Annotated in this window: 18 protein-coding genes; 7 read left to right on the top strand and 11 right to left on the bottom strand. The window is 61.5% G+C overall.

Features of this window, described 5'->3' with window-relative positions; translation table 11 throughout:
• The first annotated feature begins 1 nt into the window (after position 1).
• Genes gspH through gspM form a run of 6 tightly spaced genes read left to right on the top strand, consistent with a single transcriptional unit; the run spans position 2 to position 3,762 of the window.
• Complete coding sequence (gene gspH, locus ACM110_RS07890; protein ID WP_416127337.1) at positions 2-469, top strand: type II secretion system minor pseudopilin GspH; 468 nt, start codon at positions 2-4, stop codon at positions 467-469.
• Positions 462-845: a type II secretion system minor pseudopilin GspI gene (gene gspI / locus ACM110_RS07885; RefSeq protein WP_416127336.1), complete on the top strand. Its 384-nt coding sequence runs from the start codon at positions 462-464 to the stop codon at positions 843-845. Before gspH ends, gspI begins: the two co-directional genes overlap by 8 nt.
• A complete protein-coding gene (locus ACM110_RS07880; protein WP_416127335.1) occupies positions 838-1,380 on the top strand; it encodes a type II secretion system protein GspJ in 543 nt (180 codons plus the stop codon). Before gspI ends, ACM110_RS07880 begins: the two co-directional genes overlap by 8 nt.
• Positions 1,377-2,207, top strand: a complete 831-nt coding sequence (locus ACM110_RS07875; RefSeq protein WP_416127334.1) for a general secretion pathway protein GspK — start codon at positions 1,377-1,379, stop codon at positions 2,205-2,207. Before ACM110_RS07880 ends, ACM110_RS07875 begins: the two co-directional genes overlap by 4 nt.
• A complete protein-coding gene (gene gspL, locus ACM110_RS07870) occupies positions 2,204-3,310 on the top strand; it encodes a type II secretion system protein GspL (RefSeq protein WP_416127333.1) in 1,107 nt (368 codons plus the stop codon). Before ACM110_RS07875 ends, gspL begins: the two co-directional genes overlap by 4 nt.
• Positions 3,307-3,762 carry a type II secretion system protein GspM gene (gene gspM, locus ACM110_RS07865; RefSeq protein WP_416127332.1) on the top strand — a complete coding sequence of 152 codons (456 nt, stop codon included), beginning with the start codon at positions 3,307-3,309 and terminating at the stop codon, positions 3,760-3,762. The genes gspL and gspM overlap by 4 nt, the downstream gene beginning before the upstream one ends.
• Here the strand turns inward: gspM and ACM110_RS07860 are convergent.
• Complete coding sequence (locus tag ACM110_RS07860; protein ID WP_416127331.1) at positions 3,755-5,035, bottom strand: MFS transporter; 1,281 nt, start codon at positions 5,033-5,035, stop codon at positions 3,755-3,757. The two genes, gspM and ACM110_RS07860, sit on opposite strands and share 8 nt — an antisense overlap.
• Before the next feature lie 119 nt (positions 5,036-5,154).
• On the opposite strand from ACM110_RS07860, the gene ACM110_RS07855 reads away from it, so the two are divergent.
• Positions 5,155-6,057: a LysR substrate-binding domain-containing protein gene (locus ACM110_RS07855; RefSeq protein ID WP_416127330.1), complete on the top strand. Its 903-nt coding sequence runs from the start codon at positions 5,155-5,157 to the stop codon at positions 6,055-6,057.
• Between the two features lie 115 nt (positions 6,058-6,172).
• On the opposite strand, the gene ACM110_RS07850 is transcribed toward ACM110_RS07855, so the two are convergent.
• From ACM110_RS07850 to ACM110_RS07805, 10 genes are read right to left on the bottom strand one after another with little or no spacing between them, the layout of a single operon-like run.
• Positions 6,173-7,399: a beta-ketoacyl-ACP synthase gene (locus ACM110_RS07850; protein ID WP_416127329.1), complete on the bottom strand. Its 1,227-nt coding sequence runs from the start codon at positions 7,397-7,399 to the stop codon at positions 6,173-6,175.
• Positions 7,399-8,127, bottom strand: a complete 729-nt coding sequence (gene fabG / locus ACM110_RS07845; protein WP_416127328.1) for a 3-oxoacyl-ACP reductase FabG — start codon at positions 8,125-8,127, stop codon at positions 7,399-7,401. The genes ACM110_RS07850 and fabG overlap by 1 nt, the downstream gene beginning before the upstream one ends.
• A complete protein-coding gene (locus ACM110_RS07840; RefSeq protein ID WP_416127327.1) occupies positions 8,124-8,597 on the bottom strand; it encodes a hotdog family protein in 474 nt (157 codons plus the stop codon). Before ACM110_RS07840 ends, fabG begins: the two co-directional genes overlap by 4 nt.
• Entirely contained in the window at positions 8,594-9,790 is a 1,197-nt protein-coding gene (locus ACM110_RS07835) for a beta-ketoacyl-[acyl-carrier-protein] synthase family protein (RefSeq protein ID WP_416127326.1), read from the bottom strand. Before ACM110_RS07835 ends, ACM110_RS07840 begins: the two co-directional genes overlap by 4 nt.
• On the bottom strand, positions 9,787-10,395 hold the full coding sequence (locus tag ACM110_RS07830) for a hypothetical protein (RefSeq protein ID WP_416127325.1): 609 nt from the start codon (positions 10,393-10,395) through the stop codon (positions 9,787-9,789). Before ACM110_RS07830 ends, ACM110_RS07835 begins: the two co-directional genes overlap by 4 nt.
• Entirely contained in the window at positions 10,395-11,120 is a 726-nt protein-coding gene (locus tag ACM110_RS07825; RefSeq protein ID WP_416127324.1) for a class I SAM-dependent methyltransferase, read from the bottom strand. The genes ACM110_RS07830 and ACM110_RS07825 overlap by 1 nt, the downstream gene beginning before the upstream one ends.
• Positions 11,117-12,364, bottom strand: a complete 1,248-nt coding sequence (locus tag ACM110_RS07820) for an NAD(P)/FAD-dependent oxidoreductase (protein WP_416127323.1) — start codon at positions 12,362-12,364, stop codon at positions 11,117-11,119. Before ACM110_RS07820 ends, ACM110_RS07825 begins: the two co-directional genes overlap by 4 nt.
• Positions 12,351-13,511 (bottom strand): sodium:proton antiporter, encoded by a 1,161-nt coding sequence (locus ACM110_RS07815; RefSeq protein WP_416127322.1) that lies wholly within the window; start codon positions 13,509-13,511, stop codon positions 12,351-12,353. The genes ACM110_RS07820 and ACM110_RS07815 overlap by 14 nt, the downstream gene beginning before the upstream one ends.
• A complete protein-coding gene (locus ACM110_RS07810) occupies positions 13,508-15,847 on the bottom strand; it encodes an MMPL family transporter (RefSeq protein ID WP_416127321.1) in 2,340 nt (779 codons plus the stop codon). The genes ACM110_RS07815 and ACM110_RS07810 overlap by 4 nt, the downstream gene beginning before the upstream one ends.
• Entirely contained in the window at positions 15,831-16,397 is a 567-nt protein-coding gene (locus ACM110_RS07805) for an outer membrane lipoprotein carrier protein LolA (protein WP_416127320.1), read from the bottom strand. The genes ACM110_RS07810 and ACM110_RS07805 overlap by 17 nt, the downstream gene beginning before the upstream one ends.
• Positions 16,398-16,477: the final 80 nt, after the last annotated feature.

Genomic DNA, 16,477 nt, shown 5'->3' with positions numbered 1-16,477 from the left:
CATGCGGTGTCGTTGTCAGGGGTTTACCTTGCTGGAACTGATGATCGTGATCGTGTTGATCGGCGTGCTGGTGGGCATGGTGAGTTTTGCCACCGGCATGAACCCGGCGCAACAAGCCCGACAAGAAGCGGCTGCTCTCGCCGGGGTGATTCGGCAGTTGCGTGAACGGGCGGTGCTTGAAGGCCAGGAATACGGGGTGCGACTGAGTGTCGACGGCTACCGGGCAATGCGCCTGGATGTGCGCGGCTGGGAATCGCTCACGACCCTCTATCGATGGCCCGATCACCTGCGGCTGAGGCTGAAGCACGATGGGTATTTGGTGACACTGGGCGCTGACGCCGGCCCGCCTCAGTTGTTGATGCTCAGCAGTGATGAAACCAGCACCTTCACGCTGACATTCGAGACACGGGACAGGATCTGGTCGAGTCTGTCCGCCGATGGCATCGGCGAGGTGGTGATCGATGGCTAGGTTGCGATTTATCCCACGCATGGCCGGCTTCACCCTGCTGGAAATCATGGTGGCGCTGGCGATTTTCGCGACGCTGGCGACCGCTGTGTTGTCCGCCAGCCAATACGTGCTGAAGCAGTCTGTTGCCGTCGAGGAGCGACTATTCGCGGCGTGGGTGGCCGACAACCAATTGAACGAGTTGCGCCTGCAATCTGCTCCAGCCGATGGTCAATCGCAATACGCTGTGCACATGGCAAGTCGCGATTGGCTGCTGCGTGAGCGTATCAGCGCCACCACTGAGCCGCGTCTGCACAAAGTCGAGATGGAGGTCAGCCTGGTCAATCGCGACCAGCCCCTGCACCGCGCCAGCAGCTGGATACTCAACTCCGATGAATAGGCAAAGCGGTTTCACCTTGCTGGAACTGGTGATCGCCATTGCGATATTCGCCTTGCTGGGATTGGCCAGTTGGACGCTGTTCGAAGGCGTGGTGCGCGTGCAACAAGGCAGCATGGCCCACGAACGTGAATTCAGAAACCTGCAACGCGCCATCGCTGTGATCGAACGCGACTTGCTGCAGATCACGGAGCAGGCTCTCGTGTTGGAGCAGGCGCAGCTGCAATGGCAGCGCGGCAATTGGCGTAATCCGCTGGACCTGCCGCGTAGCGAGCGACAGACGCTGACCTATCGTCTCGACAGTGGTGTGCTGTGGCGAGACAGCCGGGCAGAAGGCTCGTCAATCGTGCAGCGGCAAAAACTGCTCGGCGATGTTCGCGACTTGCGCTGGCGGCTGTTCGACGGTCGCACCGGTTGGCGTAGCGACTCGCCGACCGGGCAAGACGCGAAGGCACCGCTGGCGGTGGAGATGCAGCTGTCGGCGGGACGCTACCAGGCAATCCGTCGAGTGATTTTGCTACCAGGGGCACTGCTGTGAGAGCGCGTCAACGCGGGGTGGCGCTGGTCAGTGTGCTGCTGGTCATGAGCCTGGCGCTGTTGATCATCGGCGGGGTGCTGCGCAGTCATCGGCTGTTGCTGCAAAGCAGTGGGCAACAGCTACAGCAACTGCATCTGCGTCAACTCGGCATGGCCGGGGAAACCTGGGCTTTGTCATCGCTCAAGGCGCAGCAAAAAGACAGCGATCTGATACCCGATCCGACTCCAGATTTCGACGTGGAAGACGCGCAAATCCGCATCAGCATCGAGGACCTGGCCGGGCGCTTCAATCTCAACGCCCTGTTGATTGAGGGGCAAACTGATCAGGTCACGCTCAAGCGCTGGGCGCGCTTGCTGGCGCTGCTTGAACTACCGGATTTGCAACTGGAGCAAGTGGGCGCTTTGCGAGAGCTGAGTCAGTTGCGCCTGCTGCCCGGTGTTGACGGTGAACGCCTGCGTCGGCTGGAACCCTGGGTCGCGTTATTGCCCGCAAGCGCCGCACTGAACATCAACACGGCCCCGGCGCTGATTCTGCGCACACTCGATGGCATCGAAGCAGTCGAGACGGATGCCTTGCTGCGCCTGCGCTCAACGGCGCCATGGCCGAGCGTTCAGGCCTTTACCCAAGACCCGGTGTTATCAGGCAAGGGCTTGAACAGCCACGGCTTGGGCATCGACAGCCGCTGGTACCGGATCACGGTCCAGGTGACGCAGGGGCAGAGCCGTCTGCGTTTGGCCACTGATGTCGAACGCGATGCCAAGACACGCCAATGGAACATCCTGCAACGACGTGTTCTGCCGTCGAACAGCAACGAGATAGCGCAATGAAAAACTGGCTCTACCTGACGGCCGAAGGACTCGGCGCGGCATCGTCCGACTGGCCCTGCTGCATGTGGTCACCGACCGGCCATCGCCAACGCATGCCATTGCAACAAGCGACGCAAGCGCTGGACGGGCAAGCAGTGGATCTGCTGTTGCCCATGGAACTATGCAGCTGGTTGCGCAGCGAACCGTGGCCTTCCCGGCGTCGACCCGATACCCAAACCGTTGCGTTCGCTGTTGAGGAACAATTGAGCGAACCACTGGAGAAACTGCACCTTTGCATCGGCGCTCGCGATACGCAGGGTCGCTATCCGGTGATGGTGATTGATCGAAAGCGTTTTGCGAGCGTGCTTGAGTTGTTGGCCGGGGCGGGCATTGAAGTACGCTCGGTTTACGTCGATGCCGATGTGTTGCCATGCGGTCAGCCTTTGGCTGTGTGGTGGTTCGGTCGATGGCTGCTGGGTGGCGGGTTATCCGCGCGCCTGACGCTGATGGAAGACGAGGTGGCCTTGCTCAGGCCGGGCTTGCCGCAGGACATTGAGTGGCGCGATGAGTGTCAGGACGCTGCTGAGTTCGACCAGTGGCTCAATGGTACTCACAAGCACGCAATTGATCTGTTGCAAGGTGATTTTGCCCCCCGCCGAAAACGCCTGCCCTGGCGCCTCGGTGGCATGGCGATGTTGATGATGTTGCTGCTGACTTGGGGAGCGAGTGAAACGCGCATCCGATTTCTCGACCATGAAAGTCGTCAGCTCTACAGCCGCAGCGAGCAACAGTTCAAGACGCTGTACCCGGAGCAGACCCGCATCGTCGACCTCGCGGCGCAACTCAAAACCCTGCAAAGCCAAGGTGAGCAGCCGCAGGGCGGTCGTATCGCCGGTTTGGTCAACCTAGTCGAGCACGTCATCGGCGCCAGCAACGTCGAGGTCCAGCGCATCGAATTTCGTGAAGGCTATGGCTGGAAAATCCAGCTGACCGCCAACAGCTTTGCCGAGCTGGAACTGCTGCGTGAACGTGGGCGACAGCAAGGCATCGCAGTGCGGCTCGACAGCTCGAACAAGGACCGCGATCGAGTGCAGGCAACCCTGACCGTGGAGCAAGGCACATGAAGTTGATGGGGTTGAAGTCGGTGGCCGTGAAGTTTCAGCATCTGTCCCGACGCGAGCAGCGACTGCTGCTGGCGCTGGGTGTTTTTGTTCTGAGCGTTATGGCATTCACGCTGATCTGGCAGCCGACGCAACAACGGTTGGCGACAGCCGAGCGCCAATATCAACAGCAACTGGCACTGGTCGCGCAAGTGCAACAAGCGCGACCGCGCAGCCATATTCCCCAGCCGCTCGACCAGCCACTGTCATTGCGTATCAGCGAAAGCGTCGTAACGGCAGGACTTGAACTGCATCAGATGGACAGCGACAACGATCTGCTGCGCCTGACCCTCAGCGGCGACGCCATGGCATTGCTGCCATGGCTGGACCGTATTGAACGCGAGGGCATTGTCCTGCAATCACTGACCCTGGAAAAACGTGACGCGGTGCTGGAGGCGCGGGTGGTGCTCAGATAGTCGTGCCGCTTCCCGGCAGTGGCGGCAACTTCGCCAGTTTCAACGCCACCAGCAGCGCCACCACCAACAATGCACCGATGAACAGACCGATGCCGTTCCAGCCGCCCAGGTGCCAGAACACGCCGCCCGCCGTACCGGCAATGCTCCCCCCGGCGTAGTAGCTGAACAGGTACAAGGACGAGGCCTGGCCCTTGGCTTTGGTGGCGCGGCGGCCGATCCAGCTACTGGCGACCGAGTGGGCGCCGAAGAAGCCGAACGTGAAGATCAGCATGCCGATGATCACCAGCGGCAACGGGGTGAACATCGTCAGGGCGAGGCCGCTGATCATCAGCGCGATGGTGCTCCAGAGCACTTTTCGGCGGCCGATTCGGTCGGCCAGCGAGCCGATTTTCGCCGAGCTGTAGATGCCCGACAGGTACACCACCGAAAGCAATCCGACGAAGGCCTGCTCCATGTGATACGGCTCGGCCAGCAAGCGATAGCCGATGTAGTTGAACAGCGTGACGAACGCACCCATCAGCACAAAGGCTTCGAGGAACAGCAGCGGCAGACCGGCGTCGCGAAAGTGCATGGTGAACCCGTCGACCAGGCTGCGCGGGTGCAGCGAGCGAGGGCGGAAGTTGCGTGATTCGGGGAGGATTTTCCAGAACACCGCTGCCGCAATCAGCGCCAGGCCGCCGATCACCAGCATCGCCGTGTGCCAGCTGACGAAGTCGATCAAAACGCCGGTGATCAAGCGACCGCTCATCCCGCCAATCGCGTTACCGCCGATGTACAGACCCATGGCGAGGCCAATGTGCTGCGGGTGAATCTCTTCGCTCAAATAGGTCATCGCAACCGCCGCCAGGCCGCTCAACGACAACCCGATCAGCGCACGCATCGCCAGCACGCCGTGCCAGCTCGGCATCATCGCGCTGGCCATGGTGCACAGTGCGGCGGCGAACAGTGCCGCCACCATCACCGGTTTACGCCCGATGCGGTCGGAGATCGGACCGGTGATCAACAGGCCGATGGCAAGCATGCCCGTCGCAATGGACAGGATCAGGCTGCTTTGCGCCGCGTTGATGGAATATTCGTGGGACAGCAGCGGCATCATCGGCTGCACGCAGTAGAGCAGGGCGAACGTCGCGAAGCCGCCGCAGAACAGTGCCAGTACCGTGCGCATGAACGCCGGCGTGCCTTTTTCTATGTAGATCTCCGCCAGCTCAGCGACGACATCGCCCTGTGCGGCGGGTGGAACTTCATGGGCGAGTGGGGCGACAGCAGTTTTCACGGAGGACCTCGGAGGAGCGCGGCCGGTCAGGCAATGAAAAAAGCATATAGCCGGCTAATGATTCAATCCAATATATTGTTCGACCTGTTTGATAGCTTTTACGACTTAATGGGATTTTCATGGAATTGCGTCACCTGCGCTACTTCATCGCCGTCGCCGAAGAACTGCATTTCGGCCGCGCCGCACAGGTGCTGGGCATCTCTCAGCCACCTCTGAGCCAGCAGATTCAGGCGCTGGAGCAGGAAGTCGGCGCGCGTTTGTTCGAGCGTACCAATCGTCGGGTCGAACTGAGCGAGGCTGGTCGGCTGTTCCTCGAAGAGGCGCGACTGGTGCTGGCGCAGGTCGACAAAGCGGCGGATGTAGCGCGGCGGGCGCAATTGGGTGAGCTGGGCGAACTGAAAATCGGCTTCACCTCGTCGGCACCATTCAACTCGACCATTCCCCAGGCGATTTTTTCGTTTCGCCAGCGCTTCCCGGCGGTGCACCTCAACTTGCGAGAGATGAGCAGCACCCAGGTAGCCGATGCGTTGGTGGATGAGTCGATTGAGGTCGGCATCATGCGTCCACTTGGGCTGCCGGATTGCCTTGATGTGGTTGAGCTGATGCGTGAGCCACTGGTCGCCGTTCTCAGTTCAAAACATCCGTTGGTCAGCGGCAGTGAGGAAGGTTTGTTCCTGTCCGCGTTGGCCCTCGAACCCTTCGTGTTTTTCCCGCGCAGTTACGGCAGCGGGCTGTATGCACAATTGCTGAGCCTGGCGCGTGATGCCGGTTTCAGCCCGCACTTCGCTCAAGAGGCGGGCGAGGCGATGACCATCATCGGTTTGGTGGCAGCGGGGCTGGGTGTATCGGTGCTGCCGGCGTCTTATCAGCGGATGCGCATTGATGGCGTGGTCTATCGACCGCTGCTGGATCCGGCGGCGGTGTCGGCGGTGTGGCTGGTGCAGCGCAAGGATCAGAAGTCGGCGATGGCCAAAGCATTTGTGGAATTGTTGACGAGGAAGGTTGAGCCACTGAAGCCGTGACTGCTGCGCAGTCAATCGCGAGCAAAAACACAAAAAGATCGCAGCCTGCGGCAGCTCCTACGCATGTAACCGTCCTTCGTAGGAGCTGCCGCAGGCTGCGATCTTTTGACTTTGCTCAAGACCAGCGCTTGAAAATAAGCGAAGTATTCACCCCGCCAAACGCAAAGTTATTGTTCATCACGTACTGATTGCTCATCTGCCGGAACTCGCCGCGAAGGTAATCGAGCTTGCCGCAATGTGGGTCGACTTCGTCGAGGTTCAGGGTGTGCACGTACAGGTCGCGGTTGAGCATTTCGATGCTGAACCAGGACTCCAGTGCACCGCAGGCGCCGAGGGTGTGGCCGAGGAAGCTTTTCTGCGAGCTGATCGGCATGTGTTCGCCGAACAGGCTGCTGGTGGCCTGGGTTTCGGCGATGTCGCCCTGTTCGGTGGCGGTGCCGTGACCGTTGACGTAGCCGATGTCCGAGGGCTGCAGTCCGGCGTCTTCCAGTGCCAGTTCCATGGCCCGGCGCATGGTGACTTGTTCGGGACGGGTGGTGTGCTGGCCGTCGGCGTTGCTACCGAAACCGACGATCTCGGCGTGGATGTGCGCGCCGCGCGCCAAGGCGTGTTCCAGCTCTTCGAGCACCAGCATGCCGCCGCCTTCACCGATCACCAGTCCGTCGCGTCCCTTGTCGTACGGGCGCGGGCTTTTTTGCGGGGTGTCGTTTTTCAGGCTGGTGGCGTAGAGCGCATCGAAGACCATGGCTTCGGTCGGGCACAGCTCTTCGGCGCCACCGGCGAGCATCAACGGCAGGCGTCCGAACTTGATCGCTTCGTAGGCATAGCCGATGCCCTGGCTGCCGCTGGTGCAGGCGCTGGAGGTTGGGATCAAGCGACCGGTGAGGCCGAAGAAGATGCTGATGTTGGCCGCCGTGGTGTGCGGCATCATGCGCACGTAGGAGTTGGCGTTCAGCCCTTCGGCCACCGAATTGAGCAGCATGTTGCCGAACGCCTTGATCTCGTCGGTGCTACCGGTGGATGAACCACAGGCGACGCCCATGCGTCCGTCCTTGATCGATTCGTCACCGAGCAGTCCGGCGTCGGTCAGCGCCTGTTCCGCCGCGCCAACCGCCAGCCGCGAAACCCGGCCCATGCTGCGCAGTTGCTTGCGTGTCCAGTGGCTCGGCACCTTGAAGTCATCGATAGGGCCGGCCAGACGGGTGTTGAGTTCGGTGAAGCGATCCCACTCATCCATGCGGCGAATGCCGCTGCGGTTGGCAGCAAAGTTGCCGGCGATGGTGTCCCAGTCGCTGCCCAGTGAGGTGATGCCGGCCATGCCGGTGACGACGACGCGCTTCATCAGCACAGGCCTCCATTGACGGCCAGAACCTGCCGGGTGATGTACGAGGCTTCCGCCGACATCAGGAAATTCACCGCGCCGGCCACCTCTTCAGGGGTGCCCATGCGTTGTGCAGGGATCATTTTCATCAGTTCTTCCACTGGCACGTTTTCGTCGAGCATGGCTGTGTCGATCAGGCCGGGGGCGACACAGTTGACAGTGATTTTGCGCTTGCCCAACTCGATCGCCAACGCCTTCGCCGCGCCGATCAAACCGGCCTTGGAGGCGCTGTAGTTGACCTGGCCACGGTTGCCGATCAAGCCGGACACCGAGGTGATGCAGACAATTCGCCCGGCGGCGCGACGACGGATCATCGGCATCATCACCGGGTGCAGCACGTTGTAGAAACCGTCGAGATTGGTGCGCATCACCACATCCCAATCATCCTCGCTCAGCGCCGGAAAAGCACCGTCACGCGTCAGCCCGGCGTTGAGCACCACGCCGTAATAGGCGCCGTGGGTTTCGACGTCGGCTTCGAGAATGGCTTTGCAGGTGGCGCGGTCGGAGACGTCGAACTGCAGGATGCGCGATTTGCGTCCCAGGGCTTCGATTTCGGCTTGTACTGCCGAGGCCTCGGTCAGGCCGCTGCGGCAATGCAGCACGATGTCATGCCCGGCCAGGGCCAGGCGCAAGGCGATGGCGCGGCCGATGCCACGGCTGGAACCGGTGACCAGTACGGATTCAGTCATGGCTGGGCTCCTTGTGAAGAGCTGAGGGGTTCATGAAGATAGTGGGCCGCCTGAGGCGGGCGATACACGTTCAGACGGGCGGTGGCGTGAATGCCCGGCGCGTTGATGTGGCATTCGAACACGCCCATGCCGTTGTCGTCTTCCAGCGAGCGGATGCCATGGATGGTCAACTCGGTGCCGGCCGGAAAACTTTCGACGTTGCATTCGAACTTGCGGCTGCCGAGCAGGAAGCCAAGTTCCACCGCATCGCCGCGCTGGCGTGCATGGCAGCCGGCGAAGGCGGCCACACTCTGGGCCATCAGCTCAATACCGACCCAGGCCGGCAGGCTGCCATCGGGGCGACTGAACAGACCGTCGGGTTTGACGGTGAGGCGGGTGTGAATCTGCTCTTCATCGAACGCCAGGACCTGATCGATAAAGATCATGTCGCCAGCGTGGGGCAGCAGTTCGGCGAGCGGCCAGTCAATCATGGGGCGTCTCCGATAATCAGGCTGACGTTGTTGCCACCGAAGGCGAAGGAATTGCTCATCAGGTAGCGAGGTCTTGTGGACGCCAGGCGAGCGGCCGGGGTCACCCATTTCAGGGCCGGCAGTTCGGGGTCTGCCTGACCGTCCCAGACATGCGGCGGTAGCGCGTGCTCGCTATTGCCTGCGCTGAGGCTCAACCAGCAGAACGCTGCCTCCAGCGCGCCAGCCGCGCCAAGGGTGTGGCCGGTCATGGGTTTGGTCGACGAGCAGGGCACACCGGCCGGAAACAGCGCGGCCACGGCCTGGCTTTCCATGGCGTCGTTGTGCTGGGTGGCGGTGCCATGCAGGTTGAGGTAGGCGATCTGCTCAGGTTGCAGATTGGCCCGGCTCAACGCCTTGCGCATCGCCTGTTGGGCGCCACGACCCGTGGGCTCCGGCGCGGAAATGTGGTGCGCATCGGAGCTGGCGCCGCTGCCGAGCAAGGCAATCGGTTGGCTGTCGCCCGCCTGCTTGCTCATCAGGAACAGCACCGCTGCTTCGCCGATGTTGATGCCGTTGCGATTCACCGAGAACGGATTGCAGCGCTGCCCGGACACTGCTTCCAGCGCGGAGAAACCATTGAGCGTCAGCTTGCACAGCGTATCGACACCACCGCACAACACCACGTCGCACATGCCCAGATCGAGCAGGCGCTGGGCGCTCATCAGCGCACGGGCGCTGGATGTGCAGGCAGTGGAAATCACATAAGCCGGGCCGCTCAATTGCAGCCAGTCGGCAAGGAAGTCCGCCGGTGCGCCGAGTTCCTGTTGCTGATAGTCGTACTCGTCCGGGAACTGCTGCTCGCGGATATAATGGGCCAGGCCTTGGCTCGCTTCGTCGATGCCAGAGGTGCTGGTGCCGAGAACGATGCCGATGCGATGGCGACCGTAGGTATGAATCGCGTGGTCGATGTCCTGCCGAATTTGCAGGGCGGCTTCGAGTAACAGTTGGTTGTTGCGGCTGCGTTGTCGGGTCAGCTCTGCGGGGATCGCCGCCAATTCGCCATCGACCGAGCCCACCGGCAACGACCGTTCCGGCACCCAACCGGCTTCGCTGCGCATGCCGGAGCAATCGCCGGCAAACAGGTTGCGCGCGACTTCCTGCTTGTCGCGGCCCAGGGAGCAGATCACCCCGAGCGCGTTCAGGTAGGCGGTCATGGGGTGTCACCGCTCAGGGGTGTGATTTGATAGTTCGGGCCTTTGGGCAGGTTCAATTCGAAGTTCAATGGTTGCGAGTAATGAACGTCCCAGCGCTCTGGCAGCGAACGCTGCATCCCGTGTTGCCAGGCGGTGGGGTAGTTGCCTGCCAGTTCATCTTGAGGGGTCAGCGCAAACAGCAACGCAGCGAACAATTCCCGGGCTTCCGGATTCGGCGGCAGCAGGCCATCAGCCCGCCATTGGTTACCCACCAGTTTCTGGCGTGCCTGCGGAATACCCAGCAAGTCCATCATCGACCAGCGAATGCCGGGCTCTTCTCGCTGGATGACCAACACCCAGTCCTGACGCTGTTCGGCTTGCAGACGCTGGATGTGCAGTTGCAACGGCAACGACAGGCTCGGCGTTTGCTCGGGTAGCGGCGCCTGACTGGCGCAGGCGCTCAGTAGCAGGGTCACACCGAGTAGCAGAAATCGCATGGCGACCACTAACCCTGTGGGAGCGAGCTTGCTCGCGATGGCGTCATGACAGTCGGCGTAGATATTGACTGACCCACCGCCATCGCGAGCAAGCTCGCTCCCACAGGTTATGCGTTCGGCAATTAGCATCACACAACACCTTCCAACGGTTTGCGCGCCACCACATTGACCAGGGTTTCTTCCCGTTGACCTAAGGGTTTCGGCTGACGCAGGCCCAAGCGTTCGAGCAGGCCGAAGTCCTTGGCGCGGCTCCACCACAAGTACGGATAAGACACGTTTTGCGCGCTGAATTCGAAACCCTGGTGGCGAATCATTTCCAGATACTGCGCGGCACTTTTCTGCACGTGCATCGGATGACGGAAAAGCCAGCGAATCACCCAGGTATCAATGTAAGCCTCGGTGGATTCGGCGAACAGCAGATAGCCGCCGGGCTTGAGCACGCGATAGAACTCGGCGAGTGCCTGTTCCTGCTCGACCAGATGATGGAAGGTCTGATGACAGAACAGCAGATCGACGCTGGCGTCGGGTACGGCAAGCGTCGCGCAATCGCTGCCGATCAACTCCACAGCAATACCCTGATTGACCGCTTCTTCGCCACTCTGGTTCAGGCTGTGCGGGTCGGCATCCACGCCGATCAGACGCTCGGGCATGAAGGTCTGTTGCAGATAGCGGAATGACTTGCCCTGACCACAACCGGCGTCCAGCAGCACCGGGCTACTGGGCAGCGTTTCGCTGAACAGGCTGCGCAAATCGTTGATCGCCACGCGCAGCACGTGATGCTGCCAGGTGCGGCTGCGCAGGAACCAGAGGCCGAAGCGAGTCTCTTCGACGTAAGTGTTGCTCAAATAGCTCATGTGGCATTCCTTGCACAGAGTTCCGACAGCATCCGCAATCGGCGTTTGGGTTCGGCGACGAACGGGTTGCGCTCATCCCAGGCATAACCGGCGAGGATCGAGCTGATCATGCGGCGGATGTCTGCGGTACTTTCCGGGTAAAAAATCACATCCTGGAATGTCCCGGCGTACCAGCCTTCGACGTAGCAGCGGAAGGTGTCGACGCCACGCTTGAGCGGTTCGGCGAACTCGCGTTGCCAGTCGACCGTTTCACCTTGCAACTGGCGGTGTAGAACGCCCGCCGCCATGCTCGCTGAGCGCATCGCGATGGTCACGCCGGAGGAAAATACCGGGTCGAGAAACTCCGCTGCATTGCCCAGCAAGGCAAAACCCGGGCCGTGCAGGGATTTGACGTTGGCCGAGTAACCGCCAATGGTGCGCGCCGGCGTATCCCAAACGGCATTTTTCAGTACGCCTGCAAGGCTGGGCGTTTCGGCGATGAAGCCGCGCAGGCATTCGTCCAGGTTCTCGGTGCGGCCCTCGAAGTGCTCCGCTGCCGCGACCACGCCGACCGAGCAGCGGCCGTTGCTGAAGGGGATGGTCCAGAACCACACATCACGCTGGGTCGGATGGGTGGTGACGAGGATTTTGGTGCGGTCGAAATTCGGGTTGTCGATATGGTCTTCGACATGGGTGAACACGGCCTGACGCACCGGGAAATTCGACGGCGCCTCCAGGTCGAGCAAGCGCGGCAGCACGCGGCCGTAGCCACTGGCGTCGAGCATGAAGTCAGCTTCGATGCGGTACTCGCTACCGTCTTCGCGCTGAACACCGAGCAGCGGTCTGGCCTGATCGATGTCGACACTGACGATGGTTTCGCCGTAGCGGATTTCCACGCCTTGCAGCGCGGCCTGATCAGCCAACAGTTTGTCGAAGTCGGCGCGCTGCACCTGAAAAGTCGTCGGCTTGCCCTGAGTGAACGTGTCGCCGAAATCGAAGGTGCTGTAGCGCTCGCCCCAGGCAAACGCAGCCCCGGTTTTCACCTGGAAACCGGCTGCGTTGACGGCGTCAAGCATGCCCGCTTCTTCGACGAAATCCAGGCAGTGCGACAGCAGGCTTTCACCGATGGAAAACCGTGGAAAATGCTGACGCTCGATCACCAGCACGTCGTGCCCTTTGCGCTTGAGCAGTGCGGCGGCGATGGCTCCGGAAGGACCGGCCCCGATGACCACGATCGTGCGGCGTTGCATTTCAACGGTTGGCATGGGGGCTCCTTGCCGGGGCGGCAGCTTTCAGGGGAATCCGGTGCATGCCGGCGAGTGCCGGCAGCAGTGTCGCGATCAGGCCCATCAGCATCAGCGCAAAGTACAGCGCCGGGCTGATCAGCTGTTGTTGCAGCAGCAGATTGAGAAAGACGATCTCGCTCAAACCGCGAATGTTCAGCAGCACGCTTTCGCGCCAACGGCTGGCGCCCTGGAACGAGGCGCCAGCCCAGCCGAGGCCGATCCAGTTGCCCAGCAATTTGCTGGCAATCGGCAATAGCAGCAGCGCCGCCAGTTGCAACCAACCGAGGCTGTCCATCGCGCTGTGCACGTTGATCTGCACAATGCCGAAGGTGAGGATCAGCGGAATCGCGATATACGTCTGTAAGCGACTCATCCAGATCGCCGGCAGCGGCAACACCAGCGGCGCCTTCAGCGCAGCCATGATCAGCACATAACCGATGCCTAAAACCAGTGCATTGAGCTTGTAGTGTTCGGCCACTACCAGCAATGCGAAGAAGCCCAGGCTGTACAGCCACAACTGGCGCAGGCCGAGCAGCCGCAGCAACACCGGCAGGCACGCGCCAACCAAGGGCAGCAACAGACTGCTCAGGTGCAGGCTGCCTTGGGCGAGGGCGAACAGGGTCCAGCAGGCGAGGTCGATCAGGATCGCCGCTTGCACCAAACGCCGGGTGGCGGCGGGCGGGTAATCGATGTGCCGCAGGTACAGGTACAAAACGGGAATCGCAGTTATTGCGAACAGCAGGCCGACCGCCAGCGAGCTGATCCACGGTTGCGGCGGTAACAGCCAGGCCGCCGTGACCAGGCCGCAGGCAAACGGAATACAGAAACTCGGCAGGGCGATTTTCAGGCTCTGGCGATCCAGTTGCAGATCGATCACGTCGCTGAGAATGTAGCCCAGCAGCAATGCAAAACTCAGGCTGTAGAGGTTTTTCAGCCAGTCCGGCGACACCAGTGTCGCGCCGCTCAATTGCCATTGCGGCTCGATCCAGAAGTACATTAGCAGGGGCAAACCGATGGTCGCCAGCAACAACTGGCTGACAATCGGGATCAGGCCGATGTGCCGGCCAACGCGGGTCGCCACCGCGAACAGCACCAGGGCCATCGCCCAAAACAGCGCGATCATCATGCTGCCGGCTCTGTGACAGGGAGTGCATGCACTTGTCGACCGGCCCATGGAGCGAGCAGGAAGCTGAAGATCAGGCCCAGGCTCACCGACAGGCCGAAGTTGCTCACCGCAGGCGTGCTCGATACGGCCAGCAGGCCGAACGATAACCATGTGGTCAGCGCCGCCAGCAAGGTGCCCAGCAGGCTCACGGCGGCGCCGCCCACCTGTTCGCGCATGAGGATCGCATAGTCGACGCTGATTGCCGTCACCAGCAACAGGCCGAACAGGCTGAACAGGGTCAACGGCTGCCCCAGCCAACCGAGGCTGGCCAGACTGCACAGTGCAGCCAGTAGCGGCAGGGACACGATGCGCAATGCGCCGCCAAAGCCGAACGGCAGGATTAGCACCAGCACGATCAGTACGCAGGAGGCGAGTTTCAGTTCAGCGGCGCTGATCTGGGTGGCGGCGAAGACGCTGTTCAGCTCGCCCAGTCGATCCACCAGCACTACGCCCGGCAAATCCTCAGCCTGGACTTGTAGCAAGGTCGGGTTGTTGATGCCTTGCAGGCTGACCATCGCCGCCACGCCGTCATCAGTCGGCCCCAGCCACAACAGGCGATAAGGTTCCGCCAGCGGTCCGGCCAGTGCTGCGTCGATGTCTTCAACGGGCAGTGCCTGAAGCTTGGTCAATTCCGTTTGCAGGGCCTCGACCGGCACGCCGACATCCAGCAGCGGCTGCCAAAACTGCGGCAGCTTGCCCAAGGCTTCGCGGACTTGTTGCTGATCGCTTGGCTGACTGACCAATTGGTTGAGCGACAGGTAACCCTGGAGTTTTTCCAGGTTAAGCAACTGATCAAGACGCTCGCTCAAAGCGCTCGATCGTTCGAGCAATTGCTGTTGGTTGGCACCTTGTACCAGGAAGAACTGGCTGGTGGGCTGATAACCGGTAATCCGCGCGATGGTCTGCGCTTCGTCGGTCAATTGCTGTGGAGCGCTGACCCACTGGCGGATGTCGTTTTTCGTTTCGAGCTGCAAAAGTCCGCCAACGCAGAAAGCAATCAGCAGGGCCAGCAGGACTGGTGTGCTCAGGTGTTTGAGCAGTGCTTCGCGGCGCCCCAGCAAAAACTCGGAAACCCGCAGCGGCCATTGTGCCGGACGTAGATCGGCGCCCTTGAGCAACGCCGGCAGCAGGCATACGGCGGACAAATAAGCACCGAGCAAACCGGCAGCGGAAAACACGGCAATCTGCGTCAGCGCCGGGAACGGTGTCCAGGCCAGGGCCAGGTAACCGATGGCGCTGGTGATCAGGCTCAGGGTCAGGCCCGGCAAGGTCAGGCGCAGCGCCGGCCAGGCGTGCCAGGGTTTCAGGCTCCAGCTCTTGGACAGGTAATGCAGCGGGTAATCGACCGCGACGCCGATCAGGCTCGAGCCCAACACCAGCGTCATTACGTGCATATGACCGAACAACGCCACGCAGGCCACCGCGCCGAAGAGCATGCCCACCAGCACCGGCACAAACGCCAGCAACACACGCCAACGACGGAAGGCCAGCAACAGCAACAACAGGATGCCGACCGTGGCGCCGCCACCGACCCAGGTCATTTCGCGGGACGCTTGTCGCTGGCCGTTGGCCGCGTACAGCAAGCCACTGGCAGCCAGCAGTTGCACGTCAGCCTTGGCCGCTTCTTCGCGACTGAGTTGAAGCAGGTCGGCCACTTGCAGTGGCAGGTTCATGTCGAAGGCGTTGCCGGTGGTGCGTGCGCGCAGCAGCACCCAGCTCTTGCCGTCGGCATCGGCAATCAACGCGCCGCTGCCGATGTCCAGTTGCACCGCGCCGTGCTGTGGCTGGCTGTTCTGGATGCGTCCGGTCAGGCCCAGCCAGTCGTCCTGGCTCGGCACCAGACTGAAACCAGTAAAGGGATCGAACAACGCTTGCACCCGTTGCTGGATAAAGGCGTCGGGATGTTCGATCAGCTGCTGACGATCGTCCGCCGAAAGCATTGCCAGTCGACCCTGCAGCAGTTGCGTGCGCAGTGCCGGCAAGTCAGCTTGCAAGTTCCACTGGACCTTTTCGAACAGGCCGCTGGCTTGCCATTGATCGCCCAGCTTTTGCGCCATGGCGATGGCTTGTTCACGATCTTTATGGCCGACCAGCACCAGCATTTCGCGGTTCAACGGCTCCTGCATGCGCTGTTCGGCGCGCAGTTCCAGCGCGTCTGGCGCGGTGCCGGGGACCAGTTCCATCAGGTTGGCCGACAGCGGTGCACCGTCGCGCCATTGCCACCCGGCGAGCGCCAGCACTGCCAGCAGCAGGGTCAGGAACAGCCATGGTAGCCTGCGTTCACTGGGCAAAGTCATGTTGCTCCGCGTCGCTCAGCGGTTGGGCGCTGGTGCTGTCCTGCATGCGCAACAAGGTGCTGTCGCCCTGGGTTTCCAGCAGTTCGATGCTGTGCACCAGTTCACCACCGGTAATGTTGATTTGATTGAACACCTGCTTGAGCAGCATTGAGCGCGGCAGCAAGGTCAGTTTCCAGTTCTGTGCGTCACCGCTCAGCGACAATTCGAAATCCCGTTGCAGGCCGCTGCTGTCGCCTTGCAGCACGGCGAGGAACAAGCGGTTCTGCTCGGCACCGGCGCTCTTGCCCGGGAGCATTTGCCAATCGGCGGCATCCCGCCGGGCAATGCCTTTATCGGTAATGCGGTAATCCTGTTGCAGCGGTGTTTTCAGCAGCCACAGCAGACCGTGGTTTTTCGCCAGGACGAAAGTGCCTTTGCTGGTCAGCGGCTGGGGCAGGGCGCGCAGGTGTTTTTCCTGGATGAAGCTGCCGTGGATGACATCGGGCTTGGCCAGTTGATCGCTGAGTTGTTGCAGGTCGAAGGCTTGAGCCCACGAAGAAAACCCCAGCATTACCAAGAACAGGTAGCAGCTGCCGAGCCTGCGAGGCTGCGTTCGGCGGCGAAGCCGTCGCAAAACCTGCACACGCGGTG

This window comes from Pseudomonas sp. NFX98 (genome assembly GCF_047784845.1).
In the GTDB taxonomy this organism is placed as follows: domain Bacteria; phylum Pseudomonadota; class Gammaproteobacteria; order Pseudomonadales; family Pseudomonadaceae; genus Aquipseudomonas.
Note: the sequence above shows the minus strand (reverse complement) of the source record. Positions and strands in the feature narration are given on the sequence as shown.